A 17,589-nucleotide genomic window follows, 5' to 3' on the forward strand; every position below is an offset into this window, starting at 1 on the left:
CGGTCGCCCCGCTCCGATCATCTCAGGTGTTCTTCAGCGCGACGCGGAAGTCGGCCTCGGTCTTGGCCTTGACCTCCTCGAGCGTGACGCCGTCGGCGAGCTCGATCAGCGCCATGCCGTCGTTGCCGTGCTTGTCGATGGTGAACACGGCGAGATCGGTGACGACCATGTCGACCACACGCTCGCCGGTCAGCGGCAGGTTGCACGACTTGAGCAGCTTCGGGCCGTCCTTGGCGGAATGCTCCATCACCACCACGACGCGCTTGACGCCGGCGACGAGGTCCATGGCGCCGCCCATGCCCTTCACCATCTTGCCGGGGATCATCCAGTTGGCGAGGTCGCCGTTCTGCGCGACCTGCATGGCGCCGAGGATCGAGAGATCGATATGGCCGCCGCGCACCATGCCGAAGGAATCGGCCGAGGAGAAATAGCTCGTCGAGGGCAGCTCGCTGACCGTCTGCTTGCCGGCGTTGATCAGATCGGGATCGACCTCGTCCTCATAGGGGAACGGGCCCATGCCGAGCATGCCGTTCTCGCTCTGCAGGCTGACGTCGATGCCATCGGGAATGTAGTTCGAGACCAGCGTCGGAATGCCGATGCCGAGATTGACGTAGTAACCGTCGCGCAACTCCTTGGCGGCACGCGCGGCCATCTGTTCACGGGTCCAGGCCATGGGGCTCTCCTAAAGAGTTGGGTTTCAGGCAGCAGGCCGCGGACGGGTGTTGCGGAATTCAATCCGCTTCTTGGCCGTCCCGACCTCGACGATGCGTTTGATGAAAATGCCGGGCGTATGGATGTGGTCCGGATCGATCTCGCCGGCCGGCACCAGATGCTCGACCTCGGCGACGGTGATCTTCGCCGCGGTCGCCATCATCGGATTAAAGTTGCGCGCGGTCTTGCGGTAGACGAGGTTGCCGGCGGTGTCGCCCTTCCAGGCGTGGACGATGGTGAGGTCGGCGAACAGGCCGCGCTCCATGATGTACTTCTGGCCGTCGAATTCCTTCACTTCCTTGCCTTCGGCGATCAGTGTGCCGACGCCGGTCTTGGTGTAGAAGGCCGGAATTCCGGCGCCGCCGGCGCGGATGCGCTCGGCGAGCGTACCCTGCGGGTTGAACTCGAGCTCGAGCTCGCCGGCGAGATATTGTTGAGCGAACAGCTTGTTCTCGCCGACATAGGACGAGATCATCTTCTTGATCTGGCGCGTTTCCAGCAGCCGGCTCAAGCCGATGCCGTCGACGCCGGCATTGTTGGAGACAACCGTCAGGCCCTTCACGCCGGAGTCGCGAATCGCATCCGACAGGGTCTCGGCGATGCCGCAGAGGCCGAAGCCGCCCGACATGATCATCATGCCGTCCTTGAGAAGACCATCGAGGGCCGATTTCGCGTCGGGATAGACCTTGTTCATGCAATGAATACCTGATGGAGGGCTAACGGCTGTGACAAACCGGATTATTAGGCGAAATCTTCGCAATGCGTCAATCGCGGCCCATTGCGACTATGGGAGGCGGCCTGCGACATCCCGATGGCCTTGAAAGCGACAAGAAAACCCTTCAGGTTGCCTGGGTTGGCACGGGCTTGCTGGCACAGCCCGCAATGTTCCGACGACGACCTGACAACCTCCAACCCGACCGGACATGTCATTGACGATGGCCCAAGGAATAAAGCGCCTGGGGATGCCGATTGTGGCGTTGCTTGGCCTGGCGCTGATCGCCCTGGTCGGAACATCGTGGTTCCTCAACCGGGACGCGTTGCAACGCGCGGTGGAAGCGCAGATCCGCGCCGTCACCGGGCTCGAACTGGTCGTCAACGGCAATATTGATGTCTCGATATTTCCCGGCAGCTACGTCTCCTTCCACAATGTCGGGCTGAAGGGCGCCACCACCATCGACCCCGCCTTGCAGGTCGACGTGCTGACCGCGAATCTGCGCCTGCTCCCCCTGCTGCTGCAGCGGTTCGAGATTGCCGACGTCATGATGCTCCGTCCGCATATCCACGTGGTGCGCGACGCCGCGACAGGCGAGAGCAACTGGACCCCGTTCGTCGAGACCATCGCGAAGGCGATGACGCCGGGTTCGGAGAACCAGGTGTCGTTTTCCGAGATCCGCATCCAGGACGGCGAGCTGAACTACGAGGACGCGACCAATCATGTGTCGGAGCAACTCGGTGATATCGATTTGTCGCTGGCCTGGCCCTCGATCTCGCGCTCCTTTGCCGCAACCGGCCAGTTCGACTGGCGCGGCCAGCGCGTCGACGGTTCGATCAGCGCCAGCGATTTCGCCGCGCTGTTGTCGGGTGACCGCTCCGGCCTCAAGGCGCGGCTTGCCAGCGCGCCGCTGAAGGTTGCATTCGACGGAACAGTCGCCAACCGCACCAGCCTGATGATGGAAGGCATCACCACCATGGACAGTCCGTCCCTGCGCAATGCGCTGCGCTGGATGGGTCAGGCGCCGCCCGGCGGCGGAGGTGGCTTCGGCCGCTTCGCGCTGAAGGCGCGCACCAATGTGGTCGGCGGCTCGGTCGCCCTCACCAATGTCAATGTCGAGCTCGACGGCAATGTCGCCGAAGGCGTGATGACCTACTCCAACAACGGCCGGCAGACGCTGCAGGCGACGCTGGCGGCCGGCAACCTCGACTTCACGCCCTACATCTCGACCTTCCGTCTGCTCGCCCGCGGCCAGCGCGACTGGAACAGGCAGCTGTTCGATCTGTCGTCGCTGTCCAGCGTCGATCTCGACATGCGCCTGTCGGCGGCGAAGGTGACGGTTGGGCCGTCCAAGCTCGGCCGCACCGCGTTCGGTGCGAATTTGCGCGGCGGCGCGCTCGCGCTCAGCGTCGGCGAAGCACAGATGTATGGCGGTATCGCCAAGGGCTCGTTCGCGATCGCGCGCTCGGATGCGGTCGCCGATGTCAGGGCGCAATTCCAGTTCAACGATGTCGACCTGCAGGCCTGTGCCAGCGAACTGTTTGGCATCACCAAACTGTCCGGCCGCGGCAACCTCAACGTCTCGCTGACGGCGGCCGGCTCGAGCCCGTTCGGCCTGGCGCAATCGCTCGACGGGACCGCGACGCTGACCGGGCACGACGGCGCGATCGCGGGCTTCAATGTCGAGCAGCTGCTGAAGCGGCTGGAGCGACGGCCGCTGTCGGGCGGCGGCCATTTCCGCTCCGGCACGACCCCCTACGACAATCTCAACATCTCAGTGAAGTTCGCCGACGGCGTCGCGACCGCCGAGGACATTCGCGTCGAGAGCCCGGCGGCGCGGATCACGCTGACCGGCACGGCCTCGGTGCCCGCGCGCGAATACGACCTGAAGGGCGTCGCCAGCCTGACGGCGGCATCCGGTGGCGGCACTGGTTTCGACCTGCCCTTCGTGGTGCAGGGACCGTGGGACGATCCGCTGATTTTCCCCGATCCGGAAAGCCTGATCCGCCGCTCGCCCGCATCCGCGCCGCTGCTCGATGCGGTGAAGGACCGCAAGACCCGCGACGCGGTGCGCTCGGTGATCGAACGCTTTACCGGCGGCGGAAAATCCAGCACACCCGAAGCCGCGGCGCCGGCCCCGGCGCCGGCCAGCGCACCGACCTCGGCCGAGAATGCAAAGTCGAACTGATCGAGCTGCTCGCTTTCCGCGCGGATGCGACCATGCGACTTCATCCGTGCGCCGTGCGCCCCCTACACAAGTTGGCGGCGTCGCCATCTTTATCAGGTCACAGGCATGCGCTAGTGTTTTCCCCAACCGGTTAAAACCGGCGTGAAAAGGGAGAATAATGACGTGAGGTCCAAGGTTATTGGTGCGCTTTCGCTCGCGGTCGCTGCGGTCGGCCTGTTCGCCGGCACGGCCCCTGCTTTTGCCCAGGGCAAGACGATCACCGTCTGGTGGGGCAAGGGCTTCTACAAGTCCGAAGACGACGCACTGCTCGAGACGATCAAGAAATTCGAGGCCAAGACCGGCATCAAGGTCGAATTGTCGCAATACGCGATCCAGGATATGATTCCGAAGACGGTCGCCGCGTTCGATTCCGGCACCGTGCCCGATGTCGCCTATTCCGACTCTTACGACGTGCAGGCGCAGGGCAAGTGGGCCTATGAGGGCAAGCTCGAGGATCTCTCCGACATCCTGCTGCCGATGAAGGATGCGTTCGCGCCGAACACGCTGGAGACGGCGCTGCTCTACAACGACGCCGCCAAGAAGAAGGCCTATTACGGCTTCCCGCTGAAGCAGCAGAGCATGCACGTCCAGATCTGGGGTGACATGTTGGAGAAAGCCGGCTTCAAGCAGGCCGACATTCCGACCAAGTGGGAGGACTACTGGTCGTTCTGGTGCAACAAGGTGCAGCCCGCGATCCGCAAGGCGACCGGGCAGCGCATCTACGGCGTCGGCCAGCCGATGGGTGTGGAATCGACCGACTCCTTCCAGTCGTTCTACACCTTCATGGACGCCTACCACGTCAAGCTGGTCGACGACGACGGCAAGCTGCTGGTCGACGATCCCAAGGTGCGCGACGGGCTGATCCACGCGCTGAAGGATTACACCGACACCTACATCAAAGGCTGCACGCCGCCCTCCTCCACCACCTGGAAGGACCCGGACAACAACGTCGCCTTCCACAACAAGACGATCGTGATGACCCACAACTTCACGATCTCGATCGCTGCGAAGTGGTACGAGGATTCCACCAATCCGGCGCTGACGCCCGAGCAGCGCGCCGCCGGCAAGAAGGCCTATGAGCAGGACATCATCACCGCGTCCTTCCCGAAGGCGCCGGACGGCTCGACGATCAAGTACCGCTCCGACGTCAAGACCGGCCTGATCTTCGCCAACGCCAAGAACAAGGCCGAGGGCAAGGAGTTCATCAAGTTCCTGCTGCAGGAAGAGAACGTCCGTCCCTATATCGAGGGCGCGCTTGGCCGCTGGTTCCCGGTGACCAAGGCAAGCCAGGCGAGCCCGTTCTGGCAGGCCGACCGGCACCGCAAGGCGGTCTACAACCAGTTCACGGGCGGCACCGCGCCGTTCGATTTCACCAAGAACTGGAAGTTCACCATCCTCAACAATGAGAACGTCTGGGCCAAGGCGATGAACCGCGTGGTGAGCGAGAAGGTGCCGGTGGACAAGGCCGTCGACGAACTGATCGCCCGCATCAAGCAGGTCGCCGGTTGATAATGACTCCCCCTCTCCCCGTTCTTCACGGGGAGAGGGTCGGGGTGAGGGGCTCTATCTACGGGTGCACCTCGCGGAGAGTCCTGCCCCCCTCATTCGAAGCCTTCGGCTTCGACTTCTCCCCGCAAGTGGGGCAAGGTAAAGGGCATCGCAGATCGCGGTGCGCGGTCGGTGGCTTGCTCAAAGAGTAGACGAATGGCGATTACACTCTCTGCATCCGATGCTCCATCGCCGCCCCTGTCGGCACGGCTGTCGCCGCCGCAGGTCTGGGGCATCGTGCTGCTCACGCCCTATTTGCTCGTGTTCCTCGCCTTCGTGCTCTATCCGGTGTGCTACGGCCTGTGGCTGGCGCGCCATCCGGCGAGCTATGTCGCGCTCTATAACGATCCGATCTTCGCGCGCGCCGCGGTCAACACGTTGATCTTCCTGGTCATCGGCATCAACATCAAGATGCTGATCGCGCTGTTCCTCTCCGGCTTCTTTGCCCAGCAGCGTCCCTGGATCAGATGGTTGTCGGTCATCTTCATCCTGCCTTGGGCGGTGCCGTCGATCCCGACCATCCTATCGGTGCGCTTCATGCTCAATCCCGAATGGGGCATGGTCAACCAGCTCATCTTCAAATTCACCGGCGACGACGGCCCGAACTGGCTGAACGATCCGACGGTCGCGCTCGCGATGGCGATCGGCGTGCATATCTGGAAATCGCTGCCGTTCTGGACCCTGATCCTGCTGACCGGACGGCTCGCGATCTCGCACGACCTGTACGAGGCGTCCGACGTCGACGGCGCCAGCTGGTGGCAGAAATTCCGTTACATCACGTGGCCGTCGATGCAGACGCTGTACATCACCTGCACGCTGCTCTCGATGATCTGGACGCTCGGCGACTTCAACAGCGTCTATCTGCTCACCGGTGGCGGGCCTGCCGATCTCACCCACGTGCTGTCGACGCTCGGCATCCGCTATCTCAGGCTCGACCAACTCTCGCTCGCGATGGCCTCGATCGTGTGCGCGATGCCGTTCGTGCTGCCGCTGGTCTATTTCATGATGAAACGGTTGTCGCGATGAAGCTGCCCACCCTCCACGAAGTCGGCACCGAAGCCAAGCTGCTGCTGATCGGCATCCCGGTCTTCATCTGGACCATGGTGCCGATCTACCACATGTTCGTGTTCGCGATCTCGCCGAAGGAGGATGCGTTCTCCGGCAAGCTGTGGCCGGACCATCCAACGCTGCATAATTTCTCGATCGTGTTCCATCAGCAGCACTATTTCCTGCGCGACTTCTGGATCCAGTTCTGGAATTCGACCGTGATCGCGCTCGCCGCCGGCGCGCTGACGCTGCTCGTCGCGACCGCCGCCGCGTTCTCGATCTCGCGGCTGCGCGTGCCGGGCGGCCGCGCCGTGATGAACCTCGCGTTGTTCACCTATTTCATTCCGGCCGCGTTCCTTGCCGTGCCGATGTACCGCACCATGGGCAATTACGGTCTGCTCAATAATCACTGGTCGCTGATCCTGGCGATGGTGACGATCGCCTCGCCCTACGCCATCTGGGTCTTGAAGCAGGCCTCCGACAAGCTGCCGGTCGAGCTGGATGAAGCCGCGACCATGGACGGCGCCACCACGCTGCAGCTGTTCCGCCTGGTTTACGTGCCGCTGATGATGCCCTCGCTGGTCGCGATCGGCACCTACGCGATCCTGCTCGCCTGGAACGAATATCTCTATGCCTTCCTGCTGCTGTCGAACGACACGGACATCACGCTGCCGGTCGCGCTCGGCAACTTCCTCGCCGCCGACGATTCGCCGTGGGAGCTGTTGATGACCACCGGCTTCATCTACGCGCTGCCGCCGGCCGCGATCTACTATGCCTTCAAGCGCTATATGGTGGGCGGGCTGACCGCCGGCGCGGTCAAGTCGTGAGGTCTCACAGCGGCGCGGCGCTCTCGCCGCGCGCGCTCGACAGTTTCGAGGCAAACGAGGCCACCACGATGATCACGGCGATCAGCGCGATCACCAGCGTGCAGATCGCGTTGATCTCGGGCTTCACACCGAGCCGGACCTCGGAATAGATCCGGATCGGCAACGTCGCCGAGCCGGGACCGGTGGTGAAGCTCGCGATCACGACGTCGTCGAGCGACAGGATGAAGGCCAGCATCCAGCCTGCGACGATGGCAGGCACGATCTGCGGCAGCGTCACCAGCAGGAACGCCCGCACCGGATCGCAGCCGAGGTCCATCGCGGCCTCCTCCAGGCTGCGGTCGAGCGAGGTCAGGCGCGACTGCACCACGACGGTGACGAAGCACATCGTCAGCGTGGTGTGGGCGATGGTCACGGTCCAGAAGCCGCGCTCGGCGTTCAGCGCCACGAACAGCAGGAGCAGCGACAGGCCGGAGATCACCTCCGGCATCACCAGCGGCGAATACAGCATGCCGGAGAACAGCGCGCGGCCGCGGAACCGCTCGCCGCGCGCAAGGCCGATTGCCGCCAGCGTGCCGAGCAAGGCGGCGAGCGTCGCCGATACCGCGGCGACCGACAGGCTCATCCAGGCTGCCTCCAACATGGCGCGGTCGTTGAAGAACTCGTGGTACCAGCGCAGCGACCAGCCGCCCCACACCGTGACCAGCCGCGAGGCGTTGAACGAATAGATCACGAGAATGACGATCGGCAGGTAGAGGAACGCGAGCCCCAACGTCAGCGACGTCATGTTGAAACGCGTGAGCCTGGTGCCGGTATGCGCCATCAGCTGTGACCTTCGAGCTGACGCCGTTGCAGCCGGTCGTAGAGCACGAGCGGCGGCACCAGCAGGAGGAGCAGCGCGACCGCTGCGGCTGATGCCACCGGCCAGTCCTTGTTGGTGAAGAACTCCAGCCACAGCGTCTGCCCGATCATCAAGGAATTGGAGCCGGCCAGCAGGTCGGGGATCACGAACTCGCCGACGATCGGGATGAAGCAGAGCAGCGCGCCGGCGGCGACGCCGGGCAGCGAGAGCGGAAGGGTCACCAGCCAGAACGCCCGAAGCGGCGAGGCGCCGAGGTCGCCGGCGGCCTCCAGCAGCGATGCATCCATCTTGGCGAGCGTCGCATAGAGCGGCAGGATCATGAACGGCAGGTAGGAATAGACGATGCCGAGATACATCGCGCTGTCGGTCGACAGCCAGACCACCTGCGCTGAGACGATATGCAGCGCCAGCAGAACCTGATTGAGCAGGCCGTCATGCTGCAGGATGTTGATCCAGGCATAGATGCGGATCAGGAACGAGGTCCAGAACGGCACGATCACCAGCATCATCGCCACGCCCTGCCACCGCCGCGGCAGCCGGGCCATGCCATAGGCGATCGGGTAGCCGATCAGGAGCAGGATCAGGGTCGAGGTCACCGCGACGACGAGGCTGCGCAGATAGGACAGGATGTAGAGGTTATCGGAGATCAGCAGCCTGAAATTGTCGAACGACAATTGCGAGAAAGCGGCCGCCAGGGCCGCGCGCCCCTCGGTGAAGTCGAAGACCGGTGTGTAGGGCGGCTGCGCGATCGCGGTCTGCGACAGGCTGATCTTCAGCACGAAGCCGAACGGCACCAGGAAAAACAGCACCATCCAGAAATAGGGCGCGATCGCGGCAAGCCGCGCCGGACGCGCGAAGATGCGGCGCGCGCTCATTGCTCCAGCACCAGGCAATCGTCGGCCGTGAACCACGCCACCACGCGCTGGCCGGCGAAATAGGCGTCGACATCGAGCCGCGCGGTGTTGGCCATCGACGAACGCACCACCGCGCCCGACTCCAGCTTGACCCTGTAGGTCGTGACGCCGCCGAGATAGTTGACGTCGGTGACAACGCCGTTCAACCGATTGATTGCCTGCGTGCCGCCCTCGTCCGATGCCGGCGCCCGGCGCGACAGCTTCACCTTCTCGGGGCGGATCGCGACGCTGACGGCCTCCTTGGTCACCGGCGGCCACAACTCGCTGACCGCGAGCGACCCCGCCTCCGAGGTCGAGACCGTCAGGCGGCTGGGCTCGCGGGACACCACCTTGCCGCTGAACAGATTGATGTCGCCGACGAACTCGGCGATCCAGCGCGAGGCCGGCGCCTCGTAGAGATTGCGGGGGGTGGCGACCTGGACCAGGCGACCGGCATCCATCACCCCGATCCGGCCGGCCATCGTCATCGCCTCCTCCTGGTCGTGGGTGACTATGATGAAGGTCATGCCGAGCCGGCGCTGCAGCTCCATCAGCTCGTTTTGCGTGCTCTCGCGCAGCTTCTTGTCGAGCGCCGCCAGCGGCTCGTCGAGCAGCAGCACCTGCGGGCGGCGCGCCAGCGAGCGCGCCAGCGCCACGCGCTGCCGCTGTCCGCCGGAGAGCTGATCGGGCTTGCGCTTCTCCATGCCCTCGAGCTTGACGAGAGCGACCATCTCCGCGACGCGGGTCGCGATCTCGGCACGCGCCATGCCGGCGCGCTTCAGGCCGAAGGCGATGTTGTCGCGCACCGACAGATGCGGGAACAGCGCATAGTTCTGGAACATCATGTTGACGGGCCGCTCGTGCGGCAGCACCTGGGCGATGTCGTTGCCGTCGAGCAGGATACGGCCCTCGTCCGGCGTCTCGAAACCGGCAAGCATGCGCAGCAGCGTCGTCTTGCCGCAGCCGCTCGGACCGAGCAGCGCGAAGAATTCGCCCGCACGGATGTCGAGCGAGAGCTTGTCGACGGCGCGGAAATTGCCGAACGACTTGGCAACGCCTTCGATACGCAGCAAAGGCATCTCCGGCGCGGCCGCTTTCGGCAATGGCCTTGCCACCTCCGCACTCGCTTCGCTTGATGTCACGTCCTTCAGCTCCGCTTCTCCGCCGGTCCGACAAAGCGCGCAAGCTAGCGGCGGATCGTCACCGGCTCAACCGCCTCGCACGACAACTCCCGCAATATTGTCGCCCCTCGCGTCTCTGCTAGACTTCGCGTCCAATTCGGGAGGACAACCGATGCACCACGACCGCTATGGCCTGCCGCTGACGACCGCGTCCGACCGCGGCGCCGCCCACTATGTTGACGGGGTCGATCGCATGCTTGCGGCCCTGCACGGCGCGGATGCCGCATTCGACGCGGCGATTGCCGAAGACCCCGATTTCGCGATGGCCCATATCGGGCGCGCCCGCGTGCATCAGCTCAACATGGAAGGTGCCGAGGCCCGCGGCAAGGCGACAACGGCACGGCAACTGGTGGCGGCCGCGAGCCCGCGCGAGCGCCAGCATATCGAGATCATGGCGTCCGTGATCGAGAGCCAGCCCAAAAAGGCGATGACGGCAGCCGAGCAGCACCTCACCGAGTATCCGCGCGATGCGCAGGTGCTGTCGCTGTTGCTCGGCGCCTTCGGCCTCTATGCCTTCTCGGGCCGAGCCGACCATGACGCCGCGCGGCTCGCAGTCTGCGAGCACTACGCGCGCGATTATGGCGAGGACTGGTGGTTCCTGACCTATCTCGGCTGGTCACAGACCGAAGCGGGCCAGATCGTCTCCGGCCGCGCCATCACCGAGCGCGGCTATGCGCTGAAGCCAGAGAACGCCGGCGCCGCCCACGCCGTCGCGCATGCGCTGTTCGAGCAGGGCAATGGACACGAAGGCCGCGCCTTCCTGTCGGCCTGGTTAACGGCGAACGAGCGCACCAGCTTCCTGCAGGGCCATCTCGCCTGGCACCTCGCCCTCATCGACCTCGAGGAAGGCGACGCCGACGCTGCGCTCGATATCTACGAGCGCCATATCAAGCCGGCGGGCCGGCCCTACCCGCCGCTCAACATCTACACCGACACGGCCTCGCTGCTCTGGCGGCTCGCGCTCGCCGGCAAGACCGACCTCGCGTCCCACTGGAAGGACGTCGCCGCCTATGGCGACAGCCATTTCCCGAAGGCCGGCGCGCATTTCGCCGACGTCCATCATGCGCTGGTCGCGGCCACCACGAATGGCGACGCGCTCGAGAGACGGCTTGCCGAGATGGAAGCGCGGCAGGCCGATGGCAAGCTGGCGCCCGGCCCGTCCGCGATCGGCCTCTGCCGGGGGATCGCGGCCTTCGCCGCGGGCGATCACAATGAAGCCGTCCGCATCCTCGCGCCGCTGATGCCCGAACTGGTGCGGATCGGCGGCAGCCACGCACAGCGCGAGCTGTGGGAGGACACCTTCATCGTGGCGTGCCTTCGCGCCGGCCAGGGACGGCAGGCAGTCAATCTGATCTCGGATCGGCTGCATCGCCGCCCGTCCCGGCGCGACCTGGCATGGTCGCAGGAGGTAGCACGGCAATAGCCGTGCTCAATCCTCGTAGCTGTCCATAACGGCGTCGGCGACGCGCTAGAATTGGCGCCGCAAAGACGCTGCGCTCCCTCTCCCGCTTGCGGGGGAGGGCTGGGGTGGGGCTGTCTCCACAATATGACTCGCGGAGACAGCCCCCACCCGCCGCACTACGCGCGGCGAACTCCCCCGCAAGCGGAGAGGTCAAGCGAGCCTGCGGATCGGCCGACTCGACCAAAATCATCATGCTCTAGTCTGCACCGGCCGACGCAAAGAAGCGCTCCGGCCCATCGACTTCCACTAGCTTTCTCCCTTCGATCACCCAGAACCGGTTCGCCACCGTCCGCACGAACTGACGGTCATGCGACACCAACAGGGAACTGGCCTGACGCGCCATCAATTCCTCCTCCAGCGCTTCCTGGCCCTCGATATCGAGGTGATTGGTCGGCTCATCGAGCAGATAGAAGTTGGGCTGAGTGAGCCGCAGCACGAGCAGGCCGAGACGAGCCTTCTGGCCGCCCGATAGCCGCCCGATCGGACGACTCTGCATCTCGATCGACAGCCCTATTCCGGCGAGCAAGCCACGCGCCCGCTGATCGCCGACCTCGAAGCGGCTGACGATCGCGCGCATCGGCGTATCGGCATCGGCGAGATCGGAAAGCGCCTGGTCGCAATAGCCTGTAACCAGCGACTCCGTGGCCTTGATCTCGGCCGGTGCCGCCTCCGCCGTTTCGATCGCCTGGCGCAACGCCGCGACGAACCGGGTCTTGCCCGCACCATTCGGGCCCAGCAGTGCGATCCGGTCGCCCTTGCAGATGAACTGCTTGCCGGTCCTGAACAGCAGCCGTCCGTTGGGTGCGGCGATCGCAGCGTCGCTCAACCTGATCAGCACCTTGGCGTGGGTGTCACGATCGGCGAGCCTGATGGTTCCGGCCGCTCGTTCCAGATGCGCGGGCTCCACCGACTCCTCCAGCCTCTCGGCCCGCTGCTTCAACTGCTTGGTCTTCGACAGCAGGAGATCGCTGCCGGAGTTGATGCCGAGGTTGTTGAGCTTTGCGGCCTGCTGGCGAAGCCGCCGGACGGTCTTCATGTCCTTTTGATAGCGCCGCTCGTCCGAGGCATCGAGCTCGTCGAGCGCCGCGCGCGCCCGCGCATAGGGCAACGAGAACAGCTGCGACCGCTCCGGACGCAGGAACAGCGTCCGGTTCGTGGTCGCATCGAGAAAGGCGCGGTCATGGCTTGCGATCACGACCGGCATCTCGCGCGGCAATGCGTTCAACCAGGTTTCGAGCCGGCCGATCTTGGCGAGGTCGAGGTGGTTGGTCGGCTCATCGAGCAGCAACGCATCGGGCTCGGTCACCAGCACGCGGGCGAGCATGGCGAATCGTAACCAGCCGCCGCTGAGTTGCTTCAGCGGCCTCTGCCACAGCTCCTCGGGCACCTCGAGCGATTGCAGGGCAACGTCGACCCGCCAGCCTTCGCCGGCCTGACGCTCCCTGGAAAGCGCTTGGAGCACCGCGGCATGGAACGGCGTATCCAGCAGCGCCGATGGCGCGTCTTGCGCGACATGGCCGATGGTCAGCCCGCGCGATCTGGTGATCTCGCCTTCATTGGGCTCGATCGCTCCCGCGATACAGCGCAGCAGCGTGGATTTGCCGCGGCCGTTGGCGGCGACGAGTCCGATCCGATCGCCGGCATTGACGACAAGATTCAGTTGGGAGAACAGCGGCGCGTTCAGCGTTACGCCGAGATTACGTACGTTGATAAGGGTCACGATCATTCTCTGGTCTGGCCGGCCATCACGACATCCGGGGCGTGCAGCCATCAACGGATGGGTGTGTCGAAGCGCGGCGAGGGATTAAAGTGCAGGCGCGAACTCAACTGTTCGGCGCCGCACAGCCACGAAGGGCAGACCAGGAAGAGATGTTACGCGAGTTTCCGGTCAGCCCTGCAAACGCATTTGCAGGGCGTTGACGGGGCCACGCCTGAAGTGGTGATCGAGACATGTCACCACGACGCAGCCCTCCTTCCTCGGCTAGAAGTTGTGGTGGCCTGAGGTGTAGCCGGGCATGCAACGGATGGCAAGCTCATCCAATCAATCCGGTCTGACGGTTCAAACCCCGCCTACCCGGCTTTGCGCACGGCTTCCGCAAGGCGGCTGCCGCCGACCAGCGCGGCAAAATGGGCGATCGGCGCGGGCCGGCCGATCAGGTAGCCCTGCACCGCGTCGCAGCCCTCCTCCGAAAGGAAGCCGAGCTGCGCCTCGGTCTCGACGCCCTCAGCGACGATCGACATTTCAAGGCCGTGGCCGAGATCGATAACAGCGCGCACGATCGCAGCCGATTGCGGATTGCGGCCCAGATTGATGACGAAGGTGCGGTCGATCTTGATCTTGTCGAACGGAAACGCCTGCAGGTAGCTCAGCGAGGAGTAGCCGCTGCCGAAATCGTCCATCGAGATGCGCACACCGAGCGCCTTCAGCCGCCGCAGCAATGAAAGGCCGCGGTCGAAATCCTCGATCAGCACGCCTTCGGTGATTTCGAGCTCGAGCCGGTCTGGTGTCAGCCCGGTCTCGAGCAGGATCGAATGGACCAGGCCCACGAGATCACCATGGGTGAACTGCGCCGGCGACAGGTTGACGGCGACCTGCAGCGGAACCGCCCACGAGGCCGCTTCCCGACAGGCTTCGCGCAGGATCCATTCGCCCATCTCGACGATCAGGCCGCTTTCTTCCGCGAGCGGGATGAAATCGCCCGGCGGCACGAAGCCGCGCACCGGATGATGCCATCGCGCCAGCGCCTCGAAGCCGATGATCTCGCTGCCCGCAACGCTCCCGCCCGCCGCCGCCTGCGGCTGGTAGTAGAGCGACAATTCGCCGTTCTTGATTGCGACCGACAGCTCCTGGTGCAGCACCCGGCGGTCGCGGATCTGCTGGTCCATGTCGGGCTCATAAATCGAGATCGTGCCGCGCGACTTCGCCTTGGCGCGAAACAGCGCCGCGCCCGAATTGGCGAGCAGCGAGGCCGCGTCGGAGCCGTTGTGCGGGAACACCGCGATGCCGGTGGTGAGACCGGTGCGAACCGACTTGCCGTCGATCGCAAAATCCTGACCCAACGCCTCGGCGGCCTGCTCGGCCAGCGCAATGCCGGCCGCAGGCTGCCTGCCGTCTATGATGAGGCCGAATTCGTCGCCCGACAGCCGCGCGACCACGCCACCGCGTGCCACCGTCTGCAGGCGCTGCGCGACTTCGATCAACACCTTGTCGCCCATCGCATGACCGAACACGTCATTGATCTCCTTCAGCCCGTCGAGGTCGACGCAAAGCACGGCGAATTCCTCGTCGGTGCCAGCACAAGCCTCGATCATCTGCGTCAGCGCCTGGAGAAAGGCGGCGCGGTTCGGCAGATCAGTCAGGCCGTCGTGATAGGCCATATGCGCCATGCGCGACTCGGTCTGGCGCCGGTCGGTGACGTCTTCATGGGTCTTGATCAGATATTGCGGCTCGCCATTGTCGTCGAGCACGGTCATGCGGCGGGTCAGGAACAGCCGCAACCCATCCTTGGTCGAGATCGGGTGCTCCTCGGCGATCATGCTGCGCTTCCGGATCGCGGCCTCGTCGCGGGCGATGATCAGCTTGGCTTCGCGCGGATTGAAGATATCGGCGGCGGTGAGGCCCGTGGCGTCCTCGCGGCGGCGGTTGAGGATCGTTTCGGCGCTGCGGTTGGCCAAGAGATAGCGGCCGTCGCTGACGCGCTCGACGATCAGCGAGACCGGGATGTTGTCGACCACGAGCTCAAGGAATTTCTTGTTGTTCTCGAGTTCGCGCGACAGCGTGCGGCGGTCGGTGACGTCCTCGAACAGGGCGATCAGGAATTCCGGTTCGCCGGCCTCGTTGCGGGCGATGACACGATTGGAAGCGACGATGCGCTTCTCCGAACCACGCTCGACGAAGAATTCGCTGCGGTGATAGCCTTCCGGCGCGTTCACTGCCGCGCGATCTGCGGCCTCGATGCTGGCTGCGGTCTCCGGACGGAACATCTCGTCCGCGCGCTTGCCGACGATATGCTCGCGCGAGAAGCGGGAGAAGCGCTCGAACGCTCGGTTGGCGAAGATGTAGCGGCCATCCTCGATGTTCTTGGCGGCAACGCAGACCGGGACGTTGTCGAGCACCGATTCCAGGAATTGCGTGGTCGAGGCGAGCTTGCGCGACAGCTTACGCTGGTCGGTGCAATCGAGATGCGTCGCGACCGAGCCACCGTTCGGCAGCGGGAAATACTTCACCAGCACCGATTTGCCATCCGGCAATTCGGTGACCAGCCCCTCGGGCGCCGCTGCCTTCGCGAAAAAATCCTCGGCGCTGACGTCGAGCATGCCGCAGCTGCGGCGCAGCTCCAGCAGTTCAGTGCCGGTCATGTTGCGCCTGATATCGGCGCGGGACAGGCCGTAGATATCGAGATAACGATCGTTGCAGAAGACGATGCGTCCGTGCGCATCCGTCATCACCACGCCCTGGTTCAAGTGGTTAAGGGCTGAAGAGACGAAGGCATTGCGGCGCAGTTGCGCTCGCTTGGCCTTGCGCAACGCCGACAGAATCCACAGCCCGACCGCGCCGAGGAACGACGCGACGACCATGCTGCCGATCAGCAGCTCCCAGATCACATTGGGGTCGAGATCACCAAGATAGGTCGACGGCGCGAAGGCGCTGGACGCCGACCGGGCCATGCCGCATGGGGTGACGACGGCGATCAGTCCAAGCGCCACCTTTGCCGGAATCGAACTCTTCCTGCCTGCCCGCCAATTCTTGCCAGCCATCAGCCACCCGCGGATTTCCCGAGGAGTGTCCGGCTTCGGCAGTTTGGATCGGGTAAACGCGATCCGATGCAACTTGAAAATGCGGCCTGATTTACGGCAATTGCCCTGACGTGATTAATAGTCCACTAACAGGATGGGACGCTGAAACTATCCGAGGCAGCCCAAGCACTTGCCAAGGGAGTCGGACAGGGCAAACGATGATGGTTGCGCGCGATGGCGGGGTGTTATCGCGCCGGAATCCCGGATCTGAAGGACGATATGGACAGGGTTGATTGCGTGATCGTGGGTGCGGGGGTGATCGGCCTCGCAGTGGCGCGCCGGCTGGCACAGGCCGGCCGCGAAGTGATTGTCATCGACGAGGCCGAGGCGATCGGCACGGTGACCTCGTCGCGGAACAGCGAGGTGATCCACGCCGGCATTTACTATCGCGCCGGCAGCCTGATGGCGCGGATGTGCGTCAGCGGCAAGCGCGCGCTCTACAGCTACTGCGTCGAGCACGGCATCCCGCACAGGAATTGCGGCAAGCTGATCGTCGCTACCACACCTGCGGAAACCGAGAAGCTGCAGTCGATCCGGGCGCATGCCGCGGCCAATGGCGTCGACGACATGCAGCTTTTGTCCGGCGAGGCCGCGCGCGCGATGGAGCCGGCACTGAACTGCGATGCGGCCCTGCTGTCGCCTTCCACCGGGATCATCGACAGTCACGCCTACATGCTGGCGCTGCGCGGCGATGCCGAGGAGGCCGGGGCGGCGTTTGCGTTCTACACGCCGCTCACGCGCGCCAAGGCGGCCGCCGGCAGGATCGAGATCGAGGCTGGTGGGGAGGCACCGATGACCTTGGCATGCGACCTCCTGATCAACGCCGCCGGCCTCGGCGCATCGGCGGTCGCGCGCAGCATCGAGGGCATGCCGATCGAACTGATTCCGACGGCCTACCTGGCCAAGGGGAATTACTTCAGCTGTAGCGCGCGAGCGCCGTTTTCGCGGCTGATCTACCCGGTGCCGGAGCCCGGCGGGCTCGGCGTTCACCTCACCCTCGACATGGCGGGCCAGGCCAGGTTCGGCCCCGACGTCGAATGGATCGATCACATGGATTATGCCGTCGACCCTGCGCGGGCCGAACGCTTCTATCCGGCGATCCGGAAATATTGGCCGACCCTGCCGGACGGCGCGCTGATGCCGAGCTATTCGGGAATCCGGCCCAAGATCGTGCCGCCGGCGGTCGCGACCCAGGATTTCCTGATCCAGGGACCGCGCGACCATGGCGTCGCCGGCCTGATCAACCTGTTCGGGATCGAATCGCCCGGGCTTACGTCATCGCTGGCCATTGCCGACTATGTCGGCGAATTGGCCGGGCTTTGAGC

Annotated in this window: 13 protein-coding genes; 6 read left to right on the top strand and 7 right to left on the bottom strand. The window is 64.6% G+C overall.

Features of this window, described 5'->3' with window-relative positions; translation table 11 throughout:
* Positions 1-22: 22 nt before the first annotated feature.
* On the bottom strand, positions 23-673 hold the full coding sequence (locus MTX19_RS36560; RefSeq protein WP_280981526.1) for a CoA transferase subunit B: 651 nt from the start codon (positions 671-673) through the stop codon (positions 23-25).
* Positions 674-697: 24 nt separating this feature from the next.
* On the bottom strand, positions 698-1,405 hold the full coding sequence (locus MTX19_RS36565) for a CoA transferase subunit A (protein WP_280981527.1): 708 nt from the start codon (positions 1,403-1,405) through the stop codon (positions 698-700).
* Between the two features lie 241 nt (positions 1,406-1,646).
* Between MTX19_RS36565 and MTX19_RS36570 the strand changes: the two genes are divergently transcribed.
* The 4 genes from MTX19_RS36570 (at position 1,647) to MTX19_RS36585 (ending at position 7,072) form a co-directional block, all read left to right on the top strand.
* Complete coding sequence (locus MTX19_RS36570) at positions 1,647-3,611, top strand: AsmA family protein (protein WP_280981528.1); 1,965 nt, start codon at positions 1,647-1,649, stop codon at positions 3,609-3,611.
* Positions 3,612-3,773: 162 nt separating this feature from the next.
* A complete protein-coding gene (locus tag MTX19_RS36575) occupies positions 3,774-5,159 on the top strand; it encodes an ABC transporter substrate-binding protein (RefSeq protein WP_280981529.1) in 1,386 nt (461 codons plus the stop codon).
* Between the two features lie 195 nt (positions 5,160-5,354).
* Positions 5,355-6,224, top strand: coding sequence for a sugar ABC transporter permease (locus tag MTX19_RS36580; protein WP_280975478.1), 870 nt, complete (start codon positions 5,355-5,357; stop codon positions 6,222-6,224).
* Complete coding sequence (locus MTX19_RS36585) at positions 6,221-7,072, top strand: carbohydrate ABC transporter permease (protein ID WP_280981530.1); 852 nt, start codon at positions 6,221-6,223, stop codon at positions 7,070-7,072. Before MTX19_RS36580 ends, MTX19_RS36585 begins: the two co-directional genes overlap by 4 nt.
* Positions 7,073-7,076: 4 nt before the next feature.
* Here the strand turns inward: MTX19_RS36585 and MTX19_RS36590 are convergent, their stop codons facing one another.
* The 3 genes from MTX19_RS36590 to MTX19_RS36600 are packed head-to-tail and all read right to left on the bottom strand — an operon-like array spanning position 7,077 to position 9,903.
* A complete protein-coding gene (locus MTX19_RS36590) occupies positions 7,077-7,892 on the bottom strand; it encodes an ABC transporter permease (protein ID WP_280981531.1) in 816 nt (271 codons plus the stop codon).
* Positions 7,892-8,806 (bottom strand): ABC transporter permease subunit, encoded by a 915-nt coding sequence (locus MTX19_RS36595; protein ID WP_280981532.1) that lies wholly within the window; start codon positions 8,804-8,806, stop codon positions 7,892-7,894. Before MTX19_RS36595 ends, MTX19_RS36590 begins: the two co-directional genes overlap by 1 nt.
* On the bottom strand, positions 8,803-9,903 hold the full coding sequence (locus MTX19_RS36600) for an ABC transporter ATP-binding protein (RefSeq protein WP_280984995.1): 1,101 nt from the start codon (positions 9,901-9,903) through the stop codon (positions 8,803-8,805). Before MTX19_RS36600 ends, MTX19_RS36595 begins: the two co-directional genes overlap by 4 nt.
* A 295-nt stretch (positions 9,904-10,198) precedes the next feature.
* Between MTX19_RS36600 and MTX19_RS36605 the strand changes: the two genes are divergently transcribed.
* Positions 10,199-11,428, top strand: coding sequence for a tetratricopeptide repeat protein (locus tag MTX19_RS36605; RefSeq protein ID WP_280984996.1), 1,230 nt, complete (start codon positions 10,199-10,201; stop codon positions 11,426-11,428).
* 235 nt (positions 11,429-11,663) lie between these two features.
* Here the strand turns inward: MTX19_RS36605 and MTX19_RS36610 are convergent, their stop codons facing one another.
* Both MTX19_RS36610 and MTX19_RS36615 read right to left on the bottom strand, forming a co-directional pair.
* The gene (locus MTX19_RS36610) at positions 11,664-13,193 is read right to left on the bottom strand and encodes an ABC-F family ATP-binding cassette domain-containing protein (RefSeq protein WP_280981533.1); all 1,530 of its coding nucleotides are present in this window, start codon (positions 13,191-13,193) and stop codon (positions 11,664-11,666) included.
* Between the two features lie 344 nt (positions 13,194-13,537).
* Entirely contained in the window at positions 13,538-16,225 is a 2,688-nt protein-coding gene (locus MTX19_RS36615) for an EAL domain-containing protein (protein WP_280981534.1), read from the bottom strand.
* Between the two features lie 258 nt (positions 16,226-16,483).
* Between MTX19_RS36615 and MTX19_RS36620 the strand changes: the two genes are divergently transcribed.
* Positions 16,484-17,587, top strand: a complete 1,104-nt coding sequence (locus tag MTX19_RS36620; RefSeq protein ID WP_280985728.1) for an NAD(P)/FAD-dependent oxidoreductase — start codon at positions 16,484-16,486, stop codon at positions 17,585-17,587.
* The last annotated feature ends 2 nt before the right edge of the window (positions 17,588-17,589 follow it).

The sequence above is a fragment of the Bradyrhizobium sp. ISRA464 genome (genome assembly GCF_029910095.1).
GTDB lineage: Bacteria > Pseudomonadota > Alphaproteobacteria > Rhizobiales > Xanthobacteraceae > Bradyrhizobium.